Source organism: Marinobacter panjinensis (assembly GCF_005298175.1).
Classification (GTDB): domain Bacteria; phylum Pseudomonadota; class Gammaproteobacteria; order Pseudomonadales; family Oleiphilaceae; genus Marinobacter; species Marinobacter panjinensis.
The window spans coordinates 2,048,791-2,071,227 of sequence record NZ_SZYH01000001.1 but is presented as its reverse complement, the minus strand read 5'-3'; the positions used below and the strand labels follow the sequence as shown (position 1 = coordinate 2,071,227).

Annotated in this window: 18 protein-coding genes; 8 read left to right on the top strand and 10 right to left on the bottom strand. The window is 57.9% G+C overall.

From position 1 onward, the window contains the following. The first annotated feature begins 23 nt into the window (after window positions 1-23). The 6 genes from nusA (at window position 24) to pnp (ending at window position 8,226) form a co-directional block, all read left to right on the top strand. Entirely contained in the window at window positions 24-1,517 is a 1,494-nt protein-coding gene (gene nusA / locus FDP08_RS09525) for a transcription termination factor NusA (protein ID WP_137435811.1), read from the top strand. Window positions 1,518-1,534: 17 nt separating this feature from the next. Then, complete coding sequence (gene infB, locus FDP08_RS09520; protein WP_137435809.1) at window positions 1,535-4,111, top strand: translation initiation factor IF-2; 2,577 nt, start codon at window positions 1,535-1,537, stop codon at window positions 4,109-4,111. Further along, window positions 4,111-4,518: a 30S ribosome-binding factor RbfA gene (gene rbfA, locus FDP08_RS09515; RefSeq protein WP_137435807.1), complete on the top strand. Its 408-nt coding sequence runs from the start codon at window positions 4,111-4,113 to the stop codon at window positions 4,516-4,518. Before infB ends, rbfA begins: the two co-directional genes overlap by 1 nt. Further along, window positions 4,515-5,435, top strand: coding sequence for a tRNA pseudouridine(55) synthase TruB (gene truB, locus FDP08_RS09510; RefSeq protein ID WP_137435805.1), 921 nt, complete (start codon window positions 4,515-4,517; stop codon window positions 5,433-5,435). The genes rbfA and truB overlap by 4 nt, the downstream gene beginning before the upstream one ends. Before the next feature lie 93 nt (window positions 5,436-5,528). Beyond that, window positions 5,529-5,798, top strand: a complete 270-nt coding sequence (gene rpsO / locus FDP08_RS09505; protein WP_137435803.1) for a 30S ribosomal protein S15 — start codon at window positions 5,529-5,531, stop codon at window positions 5,796-5,798. A gap of 304 nt (window positions 5,799-6,102) precedes the next feature. Continuing rightward, window positions 6,103-8,226 carry a polyribonucleotide nucleotidyltransferase gene (pnp, locus tag FDP08_RS09500; protein ID WP_137435801.1) on the top strand — a complete coding sequence of 708 codons (2,124 nt, stop codon included), beginning with the start codon at window positions 6,103-6,105 and terminating at the stop codon, window positions 8,224-8,226. 117 nt (window positions 8,227-8,343) lie between these two features. On the opposite strand, the gene FDP08_RS09495 is transcribed toward pnp, so the two are convergent. The 9 genes from FDP08_RS09495 to FDP08_RS09455 form a co-directional block, all read right to left on the bottom strand. Then, window positions 8,344-9,213 (bottom strand): alpha/beta hydrolase, encoded by an 870-nt coding sequence (locus FDP08_RS09495; RefSeq protein ID WP_137435800.1) that lies wholly within the window; start codon window positions 9,211-9,213, stop codon window positions 8,344-8,346. Continuing rightward, window positions 9,183-11,048: an Lnb N-terminal periplasmic domain-containing protein gene (locus FDP08_RS09490; RefSeq protein WP_137435798.1), complete on the bottom strand. Its 1,866-nt coding sequence runs from the start codon at window positions 11,046-11,048 to the stop codon at window positions 9,183-9,185. The genes FDP08_RS09495 and FDP08_RS09490 overlap by 31 nt, the downstream gene beginning before the upstream one ends. Window positions 11,049-11,143: 95 nt before the next feature. Continuing rightward, window positions 11,144-11,608, bottom strand: a complete 465-nt coding sequence (locus tag FDP08_RS09485; protein WP_137435796.1) for a DUF3015 domain-containing protein — start codon at window positions 11,606-11,608, stop codon at window positions 11,144-11,146. Window positions 11,609-11,841: 233 nt separating this feature from the next. Next, window positions 11,842-12,543 carry an ABC transporter ATP-binding protein gene (locus FDP08_RS09480; protein ID WP_137435794.1) on the bottom strand — a complete coding sequence of 234 codons (702 nt, stop codon included), beginning with the start codon at window positions 12,541-12,543 and terminating at the stop codon, window positions 11,842-11,844. A 9-nt stretch (window positions 12,544-12,552) separates the two neighbouring features. Beyond that, window positions 12,553-13,308 (bottom strand): high-affinity branched-chain amino acid ABC transporter ATP-binding protein LivG, encoded by a 756-nt coding sequence (livG, locus tag FDP08_RS09475; protein WP_137435792.1) that lies wholly within the window; start codon window positions 13,306-13,308, stop codon window positions 12,553-12,555. Window positions 13,309-13,314: 6 nt separating this feature from the next. Then, the gene (locus FDP08_RS09470; protein ID WP_137435790.1) at window positions 13,315-14,586 is read right to left on the bottom strand and encodes a high-affinity branched-chain amino acid ABC transporter permease LivM; all 1,272 of its coding nucleotides are present in this window, start codon (window positions 14,584-14,586) and stop codon (window positions 13,315-13,317) included. Continuing rightward, a complete protein-coding gene (livH, locus tag FDP08_RS09465; protein ID WP_137435788.1) occupies window positions 14,586-15,509 on the bottom strand; it encodes a high-affinity branched-chain amino acid ABC transporter permease LivH in 924 nt (307 codons plus the stop codon). Before livH ends, FDP08_RS09470 begins: the two co-directional genes overlap by 1 nt. A 162-nt stretch (window positions 15,510-15,671) precedes the next feature. Further along, complete coding sequence (locus FDP08_RS09460; RefSeq protein WP_137435786.1) at window positions 15,672-16,784, bottom strand: branched-chain amino acid ABC transporter substrate-binding protein; 1,113 nt, start codon at window positions 16,782-16,784, stop codon at window positions 15,672-15,674. Between the two features lie 79 nt (window positions 16,785-16,863). Next, window positions 16,864-17,814, bottom strand: a complete 951-nt coding sequence (locus tag FDP08_RS09455; protein ID WP_137435784.1) for a tetratricopeptide repeat protein — start codon at window positions 17,812-17,814, stop codon at window positions 16,864-16,866. Window positions 17,815-18,032: 218 nt separating this feature from the next. On the opposite strand from FDP08_RS09455, the gene FDP08_RS09450 reads away from it, so the two are divergent. Beyond that, the gene (locus tag FDP08_RS09450) at window positions 18,033-18,527 is read left to right on the top strand and encodes a MarR family winged helix-turn-helix transcriptional regulator (protein ID WP_137435782.1); all 495 of its coding nucleotides are present in this window, start codon (window positions 18,033-18,035) and stop codon (window positions 18,525-18,527) included. A gap of 239 nt (window positions 18,528-18,766) precedes the next feature. Here the strand turns inward: FDP08_RS09450 and lon are convergent, their stop codons facing one another. Beyond that, on the bottom strand, window positions 18,767-21,217 hold the full coding sequence (gene lon, locus FDP08_RS09445) for an endopeptidase La (RefSeq protein WP_137435780.1): 2,451 nt from the start codon (window positions 21,215-21,217) through the stop codon (window positions 18,767-18,769). 195 nt (window positions 21,218-21,412) lie between these two features. Between lon and FDP08_RS09440 the strand changes: the two genes are divergently transcribed. Next, the gene (locus FDP08_RS09440; RefSeq protein ID WP_137435778.1) at window positions 21,413-22,282 is read left to right on the top strand and encodes a tetratricopeptide repeat protein; all 870 of its coding nucleotides are present in this window, start codon (window positions 21,413-21,415) and stop codon (window positions 22,280-22,282) included. Window positions 22,283-22,437: the final 155 nt, after the last annotated feature.

The window sequence follows — 22,437 nt, the reverse complement described above, 5'->3', positions numbered from 1 at the left end:
TATTTTAAGGGCAGGGCATTCCAATGAGTAAAGAGATCTTGCTGGTGGTCGAATCCGTCTCGAACGAGAAAGGTGTCGAGAAGGATGTGATCTTTGAAGCAATTGAGCTGGCACTCGCTACCGCTGCCAAAAAGCGTTACGACGACGAGGAAGCCGACATCCGTGTTTCCATCGATCGCCGCACCGGCGAATACGAAACGTTCCGCCGCTGGCTGGTGGTCGACAACGACGCCGTTCCTGCGCTTGGCACCGAGCTGACCATGCAGGAAGCGGAGGAAATTGATGAGAACCTCCGGCCGGGCGACATCCACGAAGAGAAAGTGGAATCTGTTGCTTTCGGACGTATTGGCGCCCAGGCAGCCAAACAGATTATCTTCCAGAAAGTTCGGGAAGCCGAGCGCACCAAGATTGTCGACAGCTATCGTGACCGTGTGGGCGAACTGGTTTCCGGTACCGTAAAGAAAGTGACACGGGACAACGTCATCGTGGATCTGGGCGCCAACGCCGAAGCCCTGCTTCCCCGTGAAAACCTGATTTCGCGCGAGACATTCCGCATGGGTGACCGGGTTCGTTCGCTGCTGCAGGAAATCCGCACGGACCACCGCGGCCCGCAACTGATCCTGAGCCGTACAGATCCGCAGATGCTGATAGAGCTGTTCCGTATCGAGGTTCCGGAAATCGCCGAGGAGCTGATCGAGATCCGTGGCGCTGCCCGGGATCCCGGCTCACGCGCCAAGATTGCGGTGAAAACCAACGATCGCCGGATTGACCCGGTGGGTGCCTGTGTCGGCATGCGGGGTTCGCGTGTTCAGGCCGTTTCCAATGAGCTGGGTGGCGAGCGCGTTGATATCGTGCTCTGGGACGACAACCCCGCCCAACTGGTCATCAATGCCATGGCGCCGGCAGAAGTGGCTTCCATTGTGATGGACGAAGATCGTCACACCATGGAAGTGGCTGTAGCCGAGGACAACCTGGCCCAGGCTATCGGCCGAAACGGGCAGAACGTGCGCCTGGCGACAGAGCTGACAGGCTGGACACTGAACGTGATGACCGAGGAAGAAGCCGGTCAGCGTCAGGAGCAGGAATACAACACCTTGCTGGAGCACTTCACCGGCAATCTGGATGTGGACGAGGAGTTTGCCGGCGTTCTCATCGAGGAAGGATTTACGTCCATTGAGGAAGTGGCGTACATCCCTATGGAAGAGATGCTTGCTATTGAAGGTTTTGACGAAGAGACCGTCACGGAATTGCGTCGTCGTGCCAAGGATGCCCTGCTGAACCAGGCGCTGGCCAGTGAAGAGGCCCTTGAGGGCGCGGAGCCCGCAGAAGATCTTCTGGCAATGGACGGTATGGACCGGGGCCTGGCGTTCAAGCTGGCCGGTATGGGTATCCGTACCATGGAAGATCTTGCAGAGCAGTCGGTTGATGATCTGATCGACATTGAAGGTATGGAAGAAGAGCGTGCCGGCCAGTTGATTATGGCTGCACGTGCCCCCTGGTTTGAAGACCAGGCTTAATCGGGAGGAGGACCAGTATGGCTGATGTAACGGTAAAACAACTGGCCGCAGATGTAGGCGCTCCCGTGGATCGTTTGCTGCGACAGATCGTGGAGGCTGGCCTGAAAGCCCGCTCCGAAGAGGACTCTGTCACCAGTGATGAGAAGCAACAGTTGCTGACCTATCTGAGAAAGAATCACGGTGAGAGTGAAGCGGAACCGAAGAAAATCACTCTCAAGCGCAAGACAACAACAACGCTGAAAGCGGGCCGTGCCAAAACGGTCAATGTTGAGGTTCGCAAGCGCCGTACGTATATCAAGCGCGCCGAGCTGGAGCCGGAAGCTGTCAAGCAGGAAGAGGCCGCCGAGCAGGCTGCCGCAGCACCGGAAGAGGCGCAGGCGGTAGCGGCCGAGCAGGTACAACCTGCAGAGGCGCCGAAGACGGAAGCACCGGTATCCGAGGCAGCGGCGGAAGCGCCAGCGGCCGAAGAAAAGCCTGCTGCCGAAGAAAAGCCGGCGGAAAAAGAGCAGCCGGAAGTGGCTGCCAAGCCGGAGCCGTCTCCGGTTCCCGCGCCGGAAGATATGCCGATCCCGCCGCCTGAAGAAGGCGAGGGCAAGGATCGCAAGCCGAAGAAAAAGAAAGAGAAAGCTCGTGAGCGCGGTGACGAGCCGGACGATGGCAAGCCCAAGAAGAAGTCCGCAGGGCATCGCGGGCCTCGTAGCCGTCCGGTGGAAGAGCCTCTGATCATCAATGAAGAGGAAGAAGACACCACGTTGCGCAAGCCACTTCGCGCGAAAAAGAAACCTAAAGAGAAGCGTCACGCTTTCGAGAGGCCGACCAAGCCAATGGTAAGAGAAGTCGATATTCCCGAGACGATCACCGTGGGTGACCTTGCCCAGCGGATGGCCGTCAAGTCAGCCGATGTGATCAAGAAACTGATGGGCATGGGGGTAATGGCGACAATCAACCAGGCTCTCGACCAGGAAACCGCCGTGCTGGTGACCGAGGAACTGGGCCACAAGCCCAACACGGTCAGCGAGGATGCCTTTGAGGAAGAGGTTCTGAGCGAATTTGTCTTCGAAGGCAAGGAAAAGACCAAGCGTGCACCGGTTGTCAGTGTGATGGGTCACGTTGACCATGGTAAGACCTCGCTGCTGGATTACATCCGTCGCACCAAGGTTGCTTCCGGCGAGTCCGGTGGTATTACCCAGCATATTGGTGCTTACCACGTCGAGACTGACCACGGCATGGTGTCTTTCCTGGATACCCCGGGCCACGCCGCCTTTACAGCCATGCGTGCCCGTGGTGCCCAGTGTACCGATATCGTGGTCCTGGTGGTTGCAGCCGATGACGGCGTCATGCCACAAACCAAGGAAGCCGTTCAGCACGCCCGTTCCGCTGGTGTGCCCATCGTGGTCGCGATGAACAAGATGGACAAGGAAGGGGCCGATACTGACCGCATCAAGACTGAGCTGGCTGGTATGGAAGTGATTCCGGAAGACTGGGGCGGTGACGTCCAGTTTATCCCGGTATCCGCTCACACCGGCGCCGGTATCGACGATCTGCTTGAGGCATTGTTGCTGCAGGCTGAAATTCTTGAACTGGAAGCGTCTCCGGACGCTCCGGCCAAGGGTGTGGTCGTCGAGTCGAGCCTGGAACGCGGACGTGGCTCCGTGGCCACGGTACTGGTCCAGAACGGCACCCTGCGTCAGGGCGAGATGGTTGTCGCCGGTGGCTTCTTCGGTAAGGTTCGCGCCATGACCGATGAAGCCGGTAAGCAGGTCAAGGAAGCCGGGCCTTCTATTCCGGTGGAAATCCTCGGTCTGAACGGCACGCCGAACGCCGGCGACGAGTTCTTTGCTGTCGCCGACGAGAAGAAAGCCAAGGAGCTAGCGGAATTCCGCCAGTCCCGCGAACGGGAGCAGCGTCTGCACAGGCAGCAGGCCGCCAAACTCGAGAACCTGTTCGAGAACATGGGCAAGGACGAGGTCAAGACCCTCAACGTGGTCCTCAAGACCGATGTTCGTGGTTCACTGGAAGCTATTACCAAGTCGCTCAAGGATCTGGGCAACGAAGAAGTCCAGGTCAAGATCGTGTCCTCAGGCGTTGGCGGTATTGCCGAGACGGATGTGAGCCTCGCCATGGCCACCAATGCGGTTATCTTCGGCTTTAACGTCCGTGCCGATACAGCCGCGAAGCGACTGGTGGAGCAGGAAGGCCTGGATCTGCGTTACTACAGCATCATCTACAACCTGATCGATGATGTGAAGGCAGCTCTGACCGGTATGCTGGCGCCAGAGTTCCGCGAAGATATCGTGGGTATTGCCGATGTGCGGGACGTGTTCCGTTCACCGAAGTTTGGCCAGGTGGCCGGCTGCATGGTGATCGAGGGTACGGTGTACCGTAACAAGCCGATCCGCGTTCTGCGTGACAACGTGGTGATCTTTGAGGGCGAACTGGAATCCCTGCGTCGCTTCAAGGATGACGTACCGGAAGTCCGGAACGGCATGGAGTGTGGTATCGGCGTTAAAGGTTATGACGTGAAAGTCGGTGACCAGATCGAGGTGTTCGATCGCGTCCGGGTCGAGCGTAAGCTTGAGTCTACGGGGGCCTGATGCCAAGAGAGTTCAGCCGAATTGATCGCATCGGCGATCAGATGCAGCGTGAGCTGGCCCAGCTCATCCAGCGGGAGGTCAAAGACCCGCGGGTGGGTATGGTCACGGTCAATGCCGTCAAGGTCAGCCGTGACCTGGGCTACGCGGATATCTATGTATCCCTGCTCACCACCGAGGAACTGACTGAGGAATCTCCTGAGGTACGGGAGTCCCTGGCGGTACTGAACAAGGCAGCCGGCTTCCTGCGTGGCCAGATCGGCCGTGCCATGAAGTTGCGGGTAACGCCCCAGCTGCGTTTTCACTTCGACGCGCTGCTCGGGCACAGCCGCCACATGGATAACCTGATTCGCGAAGCGGTTGGCGACAAGCCAGCGGTTGACCGTGATGATCCGGAGTCGGACTCTTGAGTCGACGCCGCAAAGGTCGTGATGTAAACGGCATCCTGGTGATCGACAAGCCGATGGATATTACGTCCAACGGCATACTGCAGCAGGTGAAGCGTCTGTTCGGTGCGGCCAAGGCCGGCCATACCGGCGCCCTTGATCCGCTGGCCACCGGTGTGTTGCCGCTGTGTTTTGGTGAGGCCACCAAGTTTTCCCAGATGATGCTGGACAGCGATAAGGCCTACATTGCTACGGCGCGTTTGGGTGTCCGTACCGAAACCGGTGACAGTGAAGGTGCGGTGGTAGCTGAAAAGCCGGTGCCAGCCGGGCTGGATGCTGAAACCCTGGAGCCGGTCCTCGACCAGTTCCGGGGTGAAATCCAGCAGGTTCCCTCCATGTACTCCGCGCTCAAGCACAAGGGCCGCCCCCTGTATGAATACGCCCGGGAAGGTATCGAAGTGGAGCGTCCGTCCCGCCCGGTCACCATCTACGAACTGAAACTGCTGGAAGTGCGTGAGACCGAGATCGACATCGCGGTCAGTTGCACCAAGGGCACCTATATCCGTTCGCTGGTAGAAGATATCGGCGAGGCATTGGGTTGTGGCGCCCATGTGACGGCGCTGCGCCGCACCATGGCTTCAGGCTTCACCCTGGCGGATGCTGTTGAGGTACCTGCCCTGGAATCCATGCGTGAACAGGGCGAGAGTCTGGATGGCCTGCTGGTGGCCCCGGATGCTGCGCTGTCCATGTTCCCGGAACAGGAACTGGAAGGCAGCGCACTGGTATCGATATTGAACGGACAACCAGTTAGAATGTCGGGTCAGCCAGCCGAAGGGTACGTTCGCCTCTATGGCAACGGGCGCTTTGTCGGGCTGGCGGAAGGATTCCCGGAAGGGGAGGTCACCAAGCTGGTGCCTCGTCGTCTGGTGAAGAGTGGCTGACAACCGTTTTACAGTGGTTGTGGCTGATTAGCCGGGCTGTAGAGATGCGTGGTTCGGCCGAATTCGATAGCATCGCGACAATAGAGGTGAGTTATGGCACTTTCTGCCAACGAGAAAGCACAGATCGTTAAGGATTTTCAGCAGGGTGATGGCGATACCGGTTCTCCTGAAGTTCAGGTTGCACTGTTGAGCCACAACATCAACAAGCTGCAGGATCACTTCAAGACCAACAAGCAGGATCACCATTCCCGCCGTGGTCTGATCCGGATGGTTAACCAGCGCCGCAAGCTGCTGGATTACCTGAAGCGCAAGAACGCAGACCGCTACCTGGAGCTGATCCAGCGTCTGAACCTGCGTCGCTAGTCCGGTTGTACTTAACGGCCGGCGGGGCGTTTGCCTCGCCGGTTGTGCTTCTCCCCTGCATCGTGTCTGTCAGTGAAACCTGAAGAAACTCCCTGTCGTATTGGAAAGTTGAAATTGATAGCAGGTTGTTGAAAAGCCCGGTCTCGAAGAACGTGATTCTGGCCCCGGGGTTTTGCAACAGCCTGTTAGCTTTCAGACGGGTTGCTCTTCAGTTCATCGATTCAGGCCTTGGTGCAGTTATAACGGATAGTTCGCATGGGCGGGCTGTCTGAGTCAATTTGAAAAGATGAATTCAGGAGTTACAGTGGATCTTAAACCCGTAAAGAAAACGTTTGAACTGGGCGGCAAGACCGTCACCATCGAAACCGGCCGTATTGCTCGTCAGGCGACTGGCTCTGTGCTGGTTACCGTTGATGACATTTCGGTACTGGGTACCGTGGTTGCGGCCAAAGAGGCCAAGCCCGGCCAGCCGTTCTTCCCGCTGACCGTTAACTATTTCGAAAAGACCTACGCTGTGGGTAAAATCCCGGGTGGCTTCTTCAAGCGCGAAGGCCGTCCGTCCGAGAAAGAAACCCTGACATCCCGCCTGATCGACCGTCCGATTCGTCCGCTGTTCCCCAAGGGGTTCATGAACGAAACCCAAGTGATCACCACGGTGATGTCCTCCAGCAAGAACCAGGATCCGGATATCGCTGCCATGCTGGCTGCCTCTGCGGCTTTGTCGATCTCTGGTATCCCGTTTGACGGTCCGATTGGTGCATCCCGCGTTGGCTACACCAACGAGCGAGGCTATTTCCTGAACCCCACATTCGAAGAACTGGAAACCTCCCTGCTGGACATGGTGGTTGCCGGTACCGAGGATGCGGTTCTGATGGTTGAATCCGAAGCCAAGGGCCTGATCGAAGACCAGATGCTGGGTGCGGTGCTGTATGGCCATCAGGAAATGCAGACAGCGATTACCGCCATCAAGGAACTTGCTGCTGAAGTTGGCAAGCCGCGTTGGGACTGGCAGCCGGAGCCTGAGAACACGGATCTTCTCAATGCCGTTAACGCCGAAGCCGCTGCGGCCATCGAAGAAGCCTACAGCATCCGCGACAAGATGGAGCGTTACGCCCGTCTGAGCGAAATCAAGTCTGCACTGGTTGAGAAGCTGGCGGGCGAAGAGGAAGGCCAGCCTTCCGCGGATGACGTCAAGAAGTACTTCGGCAAGGTCGAGAAAACCATCGTTCGTCAGCAGGTTATCGAAGGCAAGCCGCGCATTGACGGCCGTGACAACAAGACGGTTCGCCCAATTGAAGTGGAAGTTGGCATTCTGCCCAGCACCCATGGTTCCGCCCTGTTCACCCGTGGTGAAACCCAGGCCATCGTGACCACCACGCTGGGTACTGCTCGTGACATGCAGATCATCGATGCCCTGGAAGGTGAGCGTAAGGATCCGTTCCTGTTCCACTACAACTTCCCTCCGTACTCTGTCGGTGAAGCCGGCCGTGTTGGTACGCCGGGTCGTCGTGAAGTCGGCCACGGCCGTCTCGCCAAGCGTGGTGTGGCTGCGGTCATGCCTTCCATGGAAGAATTTCCGTACACCATCCGTGCGGTTTCCGAGATCACCGAGTCCAACGGTTCCAGCTCCATGGCGTCTGTCTGTGGTTCCAGCCTGGCGCTGATGGATGCGGGTGTACCGATCAAGGCGCCGGTTGCCGGTATTGCCATGGGTCTGGTCAAGGAAGGCGACAAGTTCGCGGTTCTGACCGACATCCTGGGTGACGAGGATCACCTCGGCGATATGGACTTCAAGGTGGCAGGTACTTCTGAAGGTATCACTGCGCTGCAGATGGACATCAAGATTCAGGGCATTACCGACGAGATCATGGAAATTGCTCTCGACCAGGCCAATGCAGCCCGTATGCACATCCTGGGTGAAATGGCGAAGGTGATCTCTGCACCGCGCAAAGAGCTTTCAAGCCGCGCGCCGAGCATTACCACCATCAAGATCAACCCGGAGAAGATCCGCGACGTCATCGGTAAGGGCGGTTCTGTGATCCGTTCTATCTGTGACGAGACCGGTGCTTCCATCGATCTGGATGACGACGGCAACGTGAAGATCTACGCCGACAATCAGGAGGCAGCCAATGCTGCGATGAAGCGGGTGATGGAAATCACCGCGGAAATCGAAGTGGGTGCCATCTACAGCGGCCGCGTTGAGCGCATCGTGGACTTCGGTGCCTTCGTCAACATCCTGCCCGGCAAGGATGGTCTGGTACACATTTCCCAGATCTCCGAGCGTCGCATCGAGAACGTCACCGACGAACTCAGTGAAGGCCAGGAAGTTCTGGTCAAGGTACTGGACGTAGACAACCGTGGACGCGTAAAACTGTCCATGAAAGAAGTAAAGGAAGGCGAACAGCCCACGGACCTCTCCGCACTGTAAGCTGAACCTGACGGGAGCCACAACCCGTAGGTCGGATTTACCCGTAAAGGGCATAAAAGCCGAAGGCGTAATCCGACAAAAAGCCCGCCACTCGACCACCGAGTCCGGCGGGCTTTTTTATGGCTGCCCCATAAACCCCAATACCTCCTCCTTATACCCCGGAATCATAAATGTCGACCCATGCCCCGTATCCGTCCTTAAAAACTTCTTGGGCTCTTCCGCTGCCTCATACAACTGCTCACCATGGTGAAACGGAATAATCCCGTCCCGCACGCTGTGAATCACCATCACCGGAACCGGGCTGATATCCCCGATCCGCTCATAGGGTTCGTACTCGTCGGTAATGGTCAGGCTCAGGGGAACCTGCAGTGGCCAGGTGAGCCAGAATTCGCCCAGTTTTTCCCGGGCAATGGCACGGAAACCGTTGAAGGTGCCGTCAAGGATTACGCCGTCCAATGGCGGCTGTTGGCCCCGTTTTACCCACTCGCTGGCCAGCGCGGTTCCCAGTGCGCCACCTAGGCTCTGGCCCAGCAGGAAGAGGGGCTGGCTCTTCACCTCCGGCTGCTCAACCAGCCACCGAAGACCGGTCTCAGCATCGTGCAGGGTGCCTTCTATGTCCGGTGCTCCGGTGGAGCGTCCATATCCCCGGTAGTCGATCAGAAACACGTTGTAGCGCCTCTCAGGCAGCCAGGCGACGTTCATTATGTGGCTGCTGATGTTCTGGGCATTGCCGTGCAGGAAGTAGACGCTACCCCTGGGTTCGGATGTCGCGGGCAGCCACCAGCCATGGAGGGTTTCGCCGTCCGGGGTGTTCAGGAATACATCTTCGTATTCCAGGTTCAGGCGGTCCGGGGTGACGTAGGTGACGTTATCGGGATAGAAGAATACGCTGCTGCAGCCGGTCTGCAGCAGCAGGATGAATGCGGCAGCGATGCCGGTCAGTGTGTTCAGAGCTCTCAAAAGTACGCGTGGAGTCCGAGTTGCCATGTGCTGCGGTACCTGTCGTAGTGGTCTTCACGGCTGAACTTCCCGAACAGGCTGAACTCCCGTCCGAAGTGCCAGTTGCCCTCAAGGTAGGCCTGGTCCTGGCGGTGTTGGCTGCTGACGATCCAGGCTTTGGTTTTTACGCCGCCCAGCAGACTGAACCGGTTGTTCTGGTGGAGTATGCCCAGGTCGGCACCCGGGGCAGCGTCGTAGCCCCGGCGCAGGTCGTCGTCGATTTCAAGGTCGGCGGTGGCAATGGCGAAGGCCTGGGTACCGGTGGCCAGCTGCCAGCTGCCGCCTGCGCCACCTTCGAGGTAAGGCGCGAATACGCGGTTGGTTTCGGTGTCTGTGCGGCGGCCACCAAAGCCGACCTGCCAGGACAGTGGCGAGAAGAACTGGTTGCGCGGCGAGAGGGAACGGATCTCCACACCGGTCAGTTGCTCGATCTGCAATTCGTCATTGTCGGTGTATAAGCGTGCATCAAGGCGCAGGAACTGGAGCTGGGCGCCGCCACGGTAGCCCGCCGGTGGGTCCAGTACATCGTGATAGGCCGGGCGCAATGTCACTTCTGCAAAGTTACGGTCGCCTATTCGCCCGCCACTGAGGCTGGCGCGGAAGGTGTCGTGGCCCTGGTCGTCACGTATGGCAGGCTCTGGCGCGCCGTTCTGTGCGGCTACACCGCGAATCTGGCTGCGTTCCTTCAGCAGGTCGTGGGACAGGGGGGCAGCATGCTCCCGGGGCCAGCCGTCTGCCTCACTCTGGTAACGGACATAGTCGTAGGTGGTGTCGAGCACCCGGGCCCGCTCCTCATCGTTTAATGCTTTTACCTCCGGGGCGTCTGCCTCTACATAACCGTTAGCGATGGCGGCGGCCAGCGTCTGGTGTTCGTCGGGCAGCGAGTCGATGCTGTGGCTGACGCTGGTTGCAGCGGAAGGGCGGTAATAGACGTCTTCCACCAGCCCCCTGTCCACCACCCAGCGCACGGTGTCTGAGGGAATGGCATGGGTGCCGACTTCGTCCAGCAGGTCGGTGCCGGGGCGAGCCACGTCGATCAGCGCCAGCAGCCGGTAGGCACAGTTTTCATCGAAGAAGTAGTAGTCGAAGTTGCGGTCACGGATTTCCCAGGTGTGGGCCAGCATCATGTCCACTTCCGACTGGGTCAGGTTGAGCTGATACTCCCACAGGTCCCGATGCTCGATGTCGGAATACAGGCGGATCTTTTCGTAATAGGGCTGGATGGAGGTGATGCCCGGGTAGCCGCCAAAGATGCCCTTGTAGGCGAACAGGATCTCGCTGTCGTGGGCGGCAGCATCGGCAGCGTAGGAAATGGTGTTGGCGAGGATCAGGTTGGTTTCCTCGTCTTCCTGGGGCGGGTCAAGACGCAGGAAGGTATGGCCGAACATTGATGACGGACTGTTCAGATACGAGGCTGCAAACACCAGTGTCACGGTTTCGGTATTGAGTTCTTCGGTCCACTGGTCGAAGGCGGGGCAGTCAGCCGGTTGCTGTGCCAGGTCCAGTTGGTCCCTCAACCAACGGTCACGTGCGGGGAAGCGGCAGCGCGCATGATTGTCTCCGCCGCCAGGCCGGGTAATGGCTTCCAGGGTAGCGTCAAGTTCCGCCTTTGGTGAGGTTTTGCCGTTGGCACTGAGGAAAAAATCATCATCGTCTGCCTGGCCGGTATAACCATCACCGAAGCGGTCGGGCTGGTAGTGCACCAGTGTCAGCCAGGCGGGATGTTGATGGAGGTTTCCGGTGTCAGGAAGCGGGGTGGCGAGTGCATTGAAACCTGATGCCAGCCAGACGAAGGCCAGCGCAAACCGAAGCGAAGTGCGCATGGATGGTCAGTCAATTCCGGGTTGAACGTTGGGTGGATAGGCTGGACTCCGTTGCGCCGTCCCTGGCGCGCGAGATCATTTATCGGGCCATAGGATCAGGCTGCTACATACTTGCTCAGCGCCTCATCCTTTTCCAGCAGGGCTACGATCGCATCTACCGCCTCACCAGACGTGGTGTCAGAGGACGGGAAGATGGTTGCAAAGTTGTCCTGGAGGGCCTTGCGAAAAGAGTCGCGATCCGCTTCGTCTACACCCAGCAGCACTGCGAGGGTGTCCAGGTTTTCACCAGAGCCGCGAGACATGTCACGGGCTACCTTATCAATGTTGCTTTCCATGTACATGGCCATGGACTGGACAGACTGGTTAGTCTGACAACCGAGGGTGCCGGTGGTCATGCCAAAGGTCTGGTTACCAAAGGTACCGTTGGTGGTTGCTGCCAGAACGTGGGGTGCAATGCCGGACTGTCCTTTCCAGACCATGGCACCGATGCCACAGCCAGGCTGGGCGAAAGCGAGGGTAGAGGCACCCATAAGCAGTGCACCTGCGATCAGTTTTTTCATTATTAACTCCTTGTTTAATTTAGCTGTCGTCGCAAACGCGCCACCTCCGCCTGAGAAGGGCCCGGGAAGCCGGCGCGCTAACGGCCCTGATTGATTCCCCGTGGAGACAGGTCGACCGTTGACTCTGAGTATAGTTCATATATCAGGAAGGCAAATTACAAACGCGCTGAGTCATTGATTTGGCCTGCAAAGTCAAAGTTTGATCATGTTGATATTTCTAGACCTTCTCCTGTTTAACCGCCAAGGTAGGCATTCTGAACATCCGGGTTGGCCAGCAGGTTCTTCCCTGTGTCATGCAAGCGGATGCGTCCGGTTTCCAGCACGTAACCCCGGTCTGCCAGGTTCAGCGCCTGGTGGGCGTTCTGCTCCACCAGGAACACGGTAATACCTTCCTCCCGCAGCTTGCCGATGATCTCGAAAATCTGTTTGATCACCAGCGGTGCCAGCCCCAGAGAAGGTTCGTCCAGGATGATCATGTTGGGCTTGCTCATCAGCGCCCGCCCGATGGCCAGCATCTGCTGTTCACCACCGGACATGGTGCCGGCACGCTGATGCTCCCGCTCTTTCAGGCGCGGAAACAACTCGTAGACGTGTTCCTGGCTTTTGCGGATTTCCGATTTGGTATTGAAAAAACCGCCCATATGGAGGTTCTCTTCGACAGTCAGGCCGGAAAACACGCGCCTGCCTTCAGGCACAATGGCAATGCCCGAGCGCATGATATTGGAGGTCATGTCCCGGGTGATGTCGCGCCCCTGAAAAGTCACCCGGCCGGAAGTGGCCTGGGGATTGCCACAGACAGTCATCAGCAGCGTGGTTTTGCCGGCGCCATTGGCGCCGATCAGGGACACAATCTCACCTTTCTTTACTTCAACAGAGACGCCATGAAGCGCCTCGATCTTGCCGTAGTGGGTATGGACGTCTTCTAGTACAAGCATGGTTTTTCCTCAGGCCTCACCCAGATAGGCTTTGATTACATCGTCGTTCCGGCGAATCTCATCCGGTGTGCCGCTGGCCAGGGGGCGGCCCTGGTTAATTACGTTGATGCGGTCGGAAATATCCATCACCAGGCTCATGTCGTGCTCAATCAGCACCACGGAAACGTTGTAGTCTTCCTTCAGGCTGATGATCAGTTGGTTGAGGTCCTTGGTTTCGGCCGGATTGAGGCCGGCAGCCGGCTCGTCCAGCATCAGCAGCTTGGGCTCGGTGACCATGCAGCGGGCAATTTCCAGCCGTCGTTGCTGGCCATAGGCGAGGTTGCCGGCCTCCCGGTTGGCCATATCCATCAGGCCAACCCGGTTCAGCCAGTAGGCCGCCCGGTCGAGAGATTTCTGCTCCCTTTCGCGGTAGTTCGGTGTCTTGAGAATGCCTGAGAGCAGGTTGGTATTGAGGTGACGATGCTGTGCCACCAGCAGGTTCTCCACCACTGTCATGCGGCTGAAAAGCCGCACGTGCTGGAAGGTTCTGACCAGACCAAGGCGGGAAATCCTGTAATCCGGTTTGCCCTGGATCTCGCGACCCTGAAACAGGATCTTGCCACCCGTAGGCTTGTAGAACCCGCTCATGCAGTTAAAGACAGTGGTTTTGCCGGCCCCGTTGGGGCCGATAATTGCCACGATTTCGTGTTCCTGTACGTCCAGCGACACCTGATCCACCGCCAGGAGGCCGCCAAAGCGCATTGACAGATTCTGTACTTCAAGCATTACCCGTCACTCCGGCCGTTTCAGTTCGATGTGGATGCGTCGCATGGGCATCAGGCCCTGGGGGCGCCAGACCATCATCAACACCATGGCGGCACCGAATATCGCCATCCGGTACTCGGAGAACTCCCTTGCCAGTTCCGGCAGGATGGTGACCGCTATCGCCGCAAGGATGACCCCCATCTGGGAGCCCATGCCACCAAGCACCACAATCGCCAGGATAATGGCCGACTCCAGGAACACGAACGACTCAGGGCTGATAAAACCCTGCTTGGAGGCAAACACGGTGCCTGCAAAGCCAGCAAAGAAAGCACCGATGGTAAAAGCTGACAGCTTCACGGCGGTGCGGCTCAGGCCCAGGGACTTGGCGGCGATTTCATCTTCTCGCAGTGCTTCCCAGGCACGGCCCACCGGCATGCGCATCAGGCGACGGATGGCGATAGCCGTGATCACGGCCAGCACCAGTGCGATCAGGTACAGAAAGATCACCTTGTGTTCACCGCTGTAGGCAATGCCGAAGGTCTCGTGAAAAGACGTGTTGCCCTCTTCCTTGACCCGGCGGCCGAATTCCATGCCGAACAGGGTTGGGTCGGGAATGCCGCCAATGCCATTGGGGCCACCGGTCAGGCTGGTCATATTGTTCAGCAGGATACGGATGATCTCGCCGAAGCCCAGTGTCACGATGGCGAGGTAGTCCCCCCGTAATCGCAGCACCGGAAAGCCAAGCACCAATCCGAACAGGGCGGCAAGACAGGCACCGATGGGCAGGGCGAACCAGAAAGAAATGCCGTAATACTGGGACAGCAGGGCGAAGGTGTAGGCACCGACAGCGTAGAAAGCCACATAGCCGAGATCCAGCAGGCCGGCCAGCCCTACCACCACATTCAGGCCCAGGGCCAGCATGACGTATATAAGCACCAGTGTTGACAGGTCGACAGCACCACGGGAAGCAACAAAGGGCCAGATGAGTGCCCCTATGACCATCAGCGTAAGCAGGAAGGATTCCAGTTTCAGTCGTTTGCTCTGTTCCATTGGCTTGCGATTGGCAAGCGGGTTTACTGCGGGCAACTGGCGCAGGGACCCCATGATGTTGTCCCGGAACAGCTGGAACAGGAAAACAATAACCGCAGCGAGCAATACGCCGAGTATTGTGGAGGTTTTGGCTCCCTCCAGAGTGACGTTTATGCCCTCGCTCACGAGGTTGAATCCCAGAATGGGATAAGAAATCACCAGGGTGACAATGGCGCAAAACAGCGCATGTTTCAGGTTATGAGCAGCCATCAGATCTTTTCAACCTCCGGTTTGCCAAGCAGGCCGGTGGGTTTGAACAGCAGGATCAGGATCAGCAGTCCGAAGGACACAACGTCCTTGTATTCTCCACTGAGGTAACCGGAGGTCATGCTCTCGGCAACCCCGAGTATGAGGCCGCCCAGCATGGCACCGGGAATGCTTCCGATGCCGCCAAGCACAGCGGCCGTAAACGCTTTGAGCCCCGCGATAAACCCGAACAGCGGGTCAATGGAGCCGTAGTACATCCCCAGCAGGAGGCCTGCGACCGCTGCCAGCGCAGCGCCGATCACAAACGTGGCCGATATGATCCGGTTGGTGTCGATACCCAGCAGGTTGGCCATGCCCAGATCCTGAGAGACGGCACGGCAGGCGCGGCCAATGCGGGAGCGGGAAATAAACAGGGAAAGAATCGTCATGCACACCAGGGTGGTCGCGAAAATGGTGATCTGCATGTAGGTAATCGACGTCTGGAACGAGTCCTCGGCCCCGAAGCGGAAGCCGCCCTCAATCAGCGCTGGAAAACCGATGTTGCGGGATCCCTGGGCAAGGTGGACGTAGTTCTGCAGGAAGATGGACATGCCGATCGCCGAGATCAGCGGGATCAGTCGATGTTTCCCGCGCACTGGCCGGTAGGCGACCCGTTCCACCGCCCAGCCCATGGAACTGGAAACGATCATTGCGCAAATCAGCGCCACGATCAGAATCAGCGGCAGCCAGACGATGCCCAGTGCCGTAAGGCCGGTAATGGTGATGAGGGCGGTGTAGGCCCCGATCATGTAAATCTCACCATGGGCAAAGTTGATCATGCCGATGATGCCGTAAACCATCGTATAACCGATGGCGATCAGGGCGTAGGTGCTCCCAATCGTCAGCCCGTTAATGAGCTGCTGAATAAAATAAAGGAGATCTTGCATCTGTGTGGGACTCCGATAGCCTGCCCCCTTCACTGCCTTCAGGCTTGGCCCCGGTGTGCCGGGCGCTCTGACTGCAGGATCAACAGGAGCCTAGAAAAACACCTTCTCCCGGATCGCGGTGAGAAGGTGTTCTCATGATTACCGTTTGTTAACGATTGCGGCTTAGTTTACCGGAGTTTTGCTGCCATCTGAATGCCATTCGAAGACAACAAACTCAAACGATTCCATATCACCTTTACTGTCGTACTCAACGGTACCGATAGGCGTCTGGAATGTGCCTTCACGCAGGGCTTCGGCTACCTCGAACGGGTCGGTTGATTCGGCAGCTTCAATACCATCGGCAATCAGCTGCACGGCAGCGTAGGACGTGAGTACGAAGGGGCCGGACGGGTCTTCGCCCTTCTCTTCAAAGGCCTGAACCAGTTCCTGGTTTTCGGCTTTCTCGTTGAAGCTCGGCGGCAGCGTGACCAGCAGGCCTTCTGCTGCTTCACCGGCGATGGTGTTGATGTCTTTGTTACCAACGCCTTCCGGGCCCATGAAAATTGCGTCCAGGTCAGCCTGTTGTGCCTGGCGCAGGATCAAGCCAAGTTCCGGGTGGTAGCCACCATAATAGACGTAGTCCACGTCAGCCTGTCTGAGTTTGGTAACCAGTGACGAGAAGTCCTTGGCACCGGCGGTAATGCCCTCAAACATCGCTATTTCGACACCGCCTTCCTCGAGGGTGTCGCGTACTGCGGTGGCAATGCCTTCACCGTACTGCTGCTTGTCGTGAACAATGGCGACACGTTCCGGTTTCTGGCTGATCAGGTAATTGGCGGCAACCGGGCCCTGCATGCTATCGAGGCCGATGGTGCGGAATACCAACTCATAGCCACGCTCGGTAATGTCCGGGCTGGTGGAGGCTGGCGTGACCATCAGGATGCCTTCGTCCTCATAGATGTCGGAAGCCGGCTGGGTTGAACTGGAGCACAGGTGCCCGACCACGAAGCGCACGCCTTCGTTGACCATGTTGTTGGCAACGGTTACGGCCTGCTTGGGATCACAAACGTCGTCCTGTTCAACGGCGACGAGTTTCTCTCCCATGACACCGCCATTGGCGTTGATCTGTTCGATCGCCATGCGGGCACCGGAGAACTGCATGTCACCATACTGTGCTACGGGGCCGGTCATTGGCCCTGCGATGCCAATCTTGATTTCAGCGGCAGCGTGGCCAGCGCCGATGACGGCGATAGAGGTTGTAATAGCAGTTACGAGTTTTTTGACTGGTGTGCTCATTGGGTCTGTCCTGTTTCAGGGTTATTCTTATGTTCTCAGGGATGTAAACAAACACCACACATGCTGCCTTGTCAAGCAATCAGGTGTCGGACTGCTCCTCATCTGCCGGGTAAACCAGTTTCCGGAAACTGTCGTAATCCCGCAGCTGTTCAAAACTGGGATCTACCGAGGCATCGTCCTTGTAAGCCTCGGAAATGTTGATAGCCGTTTGCAGCGTTGCTATTGCATCGTCCCATCGGCCAATTTCAGCATAGGCGCAGGCCAGCTGGTAGTGGGCATGGCCATTTTCGGGTGCCAGCTTCAGCGCACGTTGACAGAGGCTGATGGCCCATAAGGGCTCCTGCATTTCCAGCACTGCGTCCGCTTTATAGCTTAGCGCCTCCACGTCGTCCGGGCGAAGATCGAGGATGATATCGTAGGCGGAAATCTTGTTCTGCTGCGAGGTCTCCTGGCTGGCTTTCAGCCACAGGGAATGCACTTCGTTAGTGCGCTCAATTTCCGCCTGGTTTTGCTGGATGATGTCGGATTTCTGCCTGAGCTGGTCTTCAATGAAGTCCAGGCGCTTCTCGTATTCCACAACCAGTTCGTTCACACGCTTTTCGGCCAGGGTGGTCAGCTGGTTGCGCATGTCGCGAATGGAGTTCCAGCCCAACATCACCAGAATGGAGGTGGCGCCGGCAATCAGGTAAAAGAAATAGGTAACGGTATCAGTGGCATAGGACATGGTTTTGTCCGCCACGGACAGTTCCTTGTCCACGACCTTCTCGATCAGTTCAGCCCGGGTATTCATCATCTCCTTGCGCAGTGCTTTGCTTTCCTCAAGCAGGTACAGCTCGACAAACGGCGTGTACATGGGCTCTTCCAGGGTGTCGATTCGCTGCTGCACGTCTTCCGCGGTGAGATCTTCACCGGGGTCCTGGGCCAGGGTTCCGCTACTGAAAACCAGCGCCAAAAGACACGATGCGAAGAGGGATGTGAGGCGCTTCCCGGAAGGGCGGTGCGGGACGGTGTTTTGTACTCGGGTATTCATCTGGCCGTGTCCGTTTTGCGGAAATTCAACAAGGTTGTGACCTTACCATAGTGGCTGGCGGAAAAATGCTGAAATTCGTAAAAGCACCGGCAGGACAGTGCAATACATGATGCCGGGTAGTGGCGGGATGTGGATACGGCTGCTTGCAATATCCGGAACAAAGACCTCTAATAGTTAGTGGTATAAAGAATCTGACAGACACGAAGCGGAGTGATGCGTTGAACAACTACGAAGAGGTTTTGGTGGCGTTGCGCCGGGTGATAAGGGCAACTGACCTGCATTCCAAACGCCTGAGCAAGCATGCCGGGCTGACCGGCCCGCAATTGCTGATTATGCGCAGCATCCGGGATCTGGGCGAGGTGACCATTGGTACCATCGCCGACAAGGTGAGCCTTAGCCAGGCCACGGTGACCACCATTCTGGACCGGTTGGAGCTTCGCAAGCTGGTTTACCGGGTTCGCAGCACCCAGGACAAGCGTAAGGTCCATGCTCATCTCACGGAGGAGGGCGCCGACATCCTGGCCCGCGCGCCGGAGCCGCTGCAGGAGGACTTCATCAAGAAATTCCAGAGTCTGGCAGAATGGGAGCAGACAATGATTCTGGCGTCGCTTCAGCGGGTGGCTAATATGATGGATGCCGATGACATTGATGCGTCGCCGGTCCTGGATGTGGGGCCTGTGCTTCGTGAGGATGGGTGGAAGGCTAAAGCCTGAGGCTTCAGGCACGGTGGCTGGTCCCGGTGCGGGGGTGGCGCCTGAATGTGTCGGATTACGGCTTCGCCTAATCCGACCTACAACTTTCCAGGTCGATAGCTTCCACGTAGGTCGGATTAGGCGAAGCCGTAATCCGACAACCCAGCCACAGGGTAGTCTCCAATCCAGACCCCGTAGGTCGAATTAGGCCCAGCGGGCCGTAATCCGACAACCCAACTCCGACCTACGACGAACTCCCATCAATGCACCGAAGCCCCCTTCTTCGGCTTATCCCCGAAACACACCTGAAAAACGTCACTGTATTGCTTCGCAAAATTCACCGTCAGCCCTTCCTTCAGGTAATCCGGCAATTCCTCATAATCCCCCCGGTTTGCGTCCGGCAGGATCAGGTTACCGATCTTCTGGCGCCTTGCCGCAATGACTTTTTCGCGGATACCGCCGACGGGCAGCACCTGGCCGGTGAGGGTCAGCTCGCCGGTCATGGCGAGATTCTGCTGGGGCGCTTCCTTACGGGCGATGGACAGCAGGGCGGTGGCCATGGTGACACCGGCGCTGGGGCCGTCTTTCGGTGTGGCGCCCTCAGGCACGTGCAGATGCACGAAAGACTTGTCGAAGAAGGTCGGGTCGCCTTTGAATCGCTTGAGGTTTGAGGATACATAGCTGTAGGCGATTTCAGCGGACTCTTTCATCACCTCCCCCAGTTGCCCGGTGAGCTTGAAGCCGCGCTGGGTACTGTGGATGCGCGATGCTTCAATGCTCAGGGTGGCGCCACCCATGGCAGTCCAGGCCAGGCCGGTGACCACGCCGGTGCCTTTCAGGGATTTTTCCTTACGGAATGCCGGTTGGCCCAGGTAGGTCTGCAGGTCCGAAACGCCCACCTTCACTGGTTTGTCCGGGTGTTCCAGTAGCTGCACGATCCCCTTGCGTATGACCTTGTGTAGCAGCTTTTCCAGGCCACGCACGCCGGCTTCCCGGGCGTAGCCTTCAATGATCTGCTTGATGGCGGCGTCGGTAATGTTCATCTGCTTTTTTAGCAGGCCGGCCCGCTTCAGCAGCCGCGGCATCAGGTAGTGCTTGGCGATGGCCAGCTTTTCCTCAGCGATGTAGCCAGACAGGCGGATGACGTCCATGCGGTCCAGCAGGGGCCGGGGAATGGTGTCCAGCTGGTTGGCGGTGCAGATGAACAGTACCTTGGACAGGTCCATGCGCACGTCCAGGTAATGGTCGAGGAATTCCCGGTTCTGCTCCGGGTCCAGGGTTTCCAGCAGCGCGGAGGCAGGATCGCCCTGGAAAGAGGCGCCAATCTTGTCGATCTCGTCCAGCATGATCACCGGGTTGGATACTTTCGAGTCTTTCAGTGCCTGCACGAACTTGCCGGGCATGGCGCCAATGTAGGTGCGGCGGTGGCCCTTGATTTCGGCCTCGTCGCGCATACCGCCGACACTGAAGCGGTAGAACTTGCGGCCCAAGGCGTCGGCTACGGAGTGACCGATAGAGGTCTTGCCCACGCCGGGTGGGCCCACCAGCAGCAGGATGGAGCCGCTGACCTCGCCCTTGAAAGTGCCTTCGGCAAGAAATTCGACGATACGGCTTTTGACGTCTTCCAGGCCGTCATGGTCACGGTCCAGGATGCGACGGGCCTCGGCAAGATCAAAGTGATCGTCCGAGGTCAGGCCCCAGGGCACCTGTGTCAGCCAGTCCAGGTAATTGCGGGTAACGCCGTATTCCGGCGAGCCCTGCTCCAGTACCTGAAGCTTCTGGAGTTCATCGTCAAAACGCTCCTGCACCTGCTCCGGCGGATTGAGCTTTTCCATACGTTCCTGGAAACGCTCGGCATCGGCGGTCTTGTCGTCCTTGGCCATCCCCAGCTCGCGCTGGATGACCTTGAGCTGTTCCTTGAGGAAGAACTCCCGCTGGTGCTTCTGGACCTTCTCGTTCACTTCCTCGCTGATTTCACTCTGCAGGCGCGCGACTTCCTGTTCTTTTGCCATCAGCAACAGTACTTTTTCCATGCGCCGCAGCAGGGGCACGGTGTTGAGCACTTCCTGCAGTTCAGTCCCCTTGGCACTGGTCATGGAGGCGCCGAAATCCGCCAGAGGCGAGCTGTCGTCCGGTCCGAAACGGGACAGGTACTGCTTCACTTCCTCGCCGTAGAGCGGGTTGGTGCGCAGCAGATCCTTGATGGAGCTGATAATGGCCAGGGTATAGGCTTTCAGTTCGTCGGCCGCTTCTTCGGGCTCTTCCGGGTATTCCACTTCCACCAGGTAAGGGGGACGGCGCCGCAGCCACTGGGTAATGCGGAACCGTTGCAGGCCCTGGGCAATAAACTGGACTTTGCCGTTCTCCCCCTGGGCGTGATGAACCCGTACCGCGCAGCCGACGGTTTCCAGTTCGTCACTGCCCGGAATGCCCTTTTCGGGGTCGCTGTTTTCCACAAAGCAGATGCCCAGCACCTTGTGATCGGTTTCGCCCACACGTTTAAGCGTTTCCTGCCAGGGGTTCTGGTTGACCACAATCGGCTGCACCTGGGCCGGGAAAAACGGCCGGTTGGAGACTGGCAGAACGTACATGCGCCGGGGCATATGCTGTTTCGGCAACACCAGGCTTTTGCTGTTCTCATCCTTGCCGATGTATTCAGTCAGGTCTTCTTCGGGCGCTTCAAAAGAGTCGTTGCGGTTGTCGTCGTTCATACCGTGCAAGCATCCTCCGGGAATGTTGATCCGGGGAGCAGCGCTCCCGGGCCTAAAGCCTATGTAGCGGCGCCAGCGATTATTTCAAGGCAAGGGGTAGCCTTGAATTTCTGCGCTCAGCCCCAACAACCAACAACATTCCGTTAACGACACTTCAGGAAACCATTTCCAGAAAACCAATTTCAGGTGCCACCCATGAGCAACTCGCCGTACATTTTTGAAGCCACCATGGAGAACTTCCAGCAGGATGTGATGGAAGCGTCGTCCAGAACGCCAATACTGATCGATGTGTGGGCGGAGTGGTGTGCCCCCTGCAAGCAGTTGATGCCGTTGCTGGAAAAGTTGGCAGATGAGTACCGGGGCGGTTTCATGCTGGCCAAAGTGAACGCCGACGAGCAGGAACAACTGACCGGCAGCCTGGGTGTGCGCAGCCTGCCCACGGTGATTCTGGTGAAAGACGGCCAGGCCGTGGACGGCTTTAACGGCGCGCTACAGGAAAGCGAGATCCGTAAGATTCTCGACAAGCACATCGAGATACCGGAAGAGGAAGAAGCCCCCTACGACAAGGCCCATCGCCTCTGGGAAGAGGGTGATGTGGAAGCGGCCCTGGCGGTGCTTACGGAGATGAACCGGAATAACCCGGAAGATCTCAAAGTGCTCATCGACCTGGCACAGCTGAAAGCCGAGCTGGGCGATCTGGAAACCGCCGAACAGGTCCTGGAAAGCCTGCCGCCGGAAGAGAAAATGCAGCACCAGGCCAAGCAGCTGGCGGCCCGCATCAAGTTTCTCAAGGCCTCCGCGGAACTGCCTCCGGTCAAGGAACTGGAGGACTCACTCGATAAAGACCCGAAAGACCCCAACGCCCTGCACCTGCTGGCGCTGCATCACATCCTCCAGGAAAACAACGCCGAGGCGATGGAGCTATTGATCCGCCTGATGCAGGTAGACAGCAAGTACAAGGACGAAGTGGCCAAAACCACACTGATTGAGCTGTTCGACAAGCTGGGCAACAATAACCCGGATGTGCGCACCTATCGGCGCAAGCTGTATACCTTGATGCACTGATTAACCTGCCTGAGCAGTTGTAATCGTAGGTCGGGTAGAGCCAAAGGGGAAACCCGACGGATAAGCCAGAGGGGTTTGTGCCGAAGTTGTGGAGAGGGTAACGCAGTGAGAGGGCTTACCGACAGCAATGTCAGTAAGCCCTGAGGTGTAAGAAG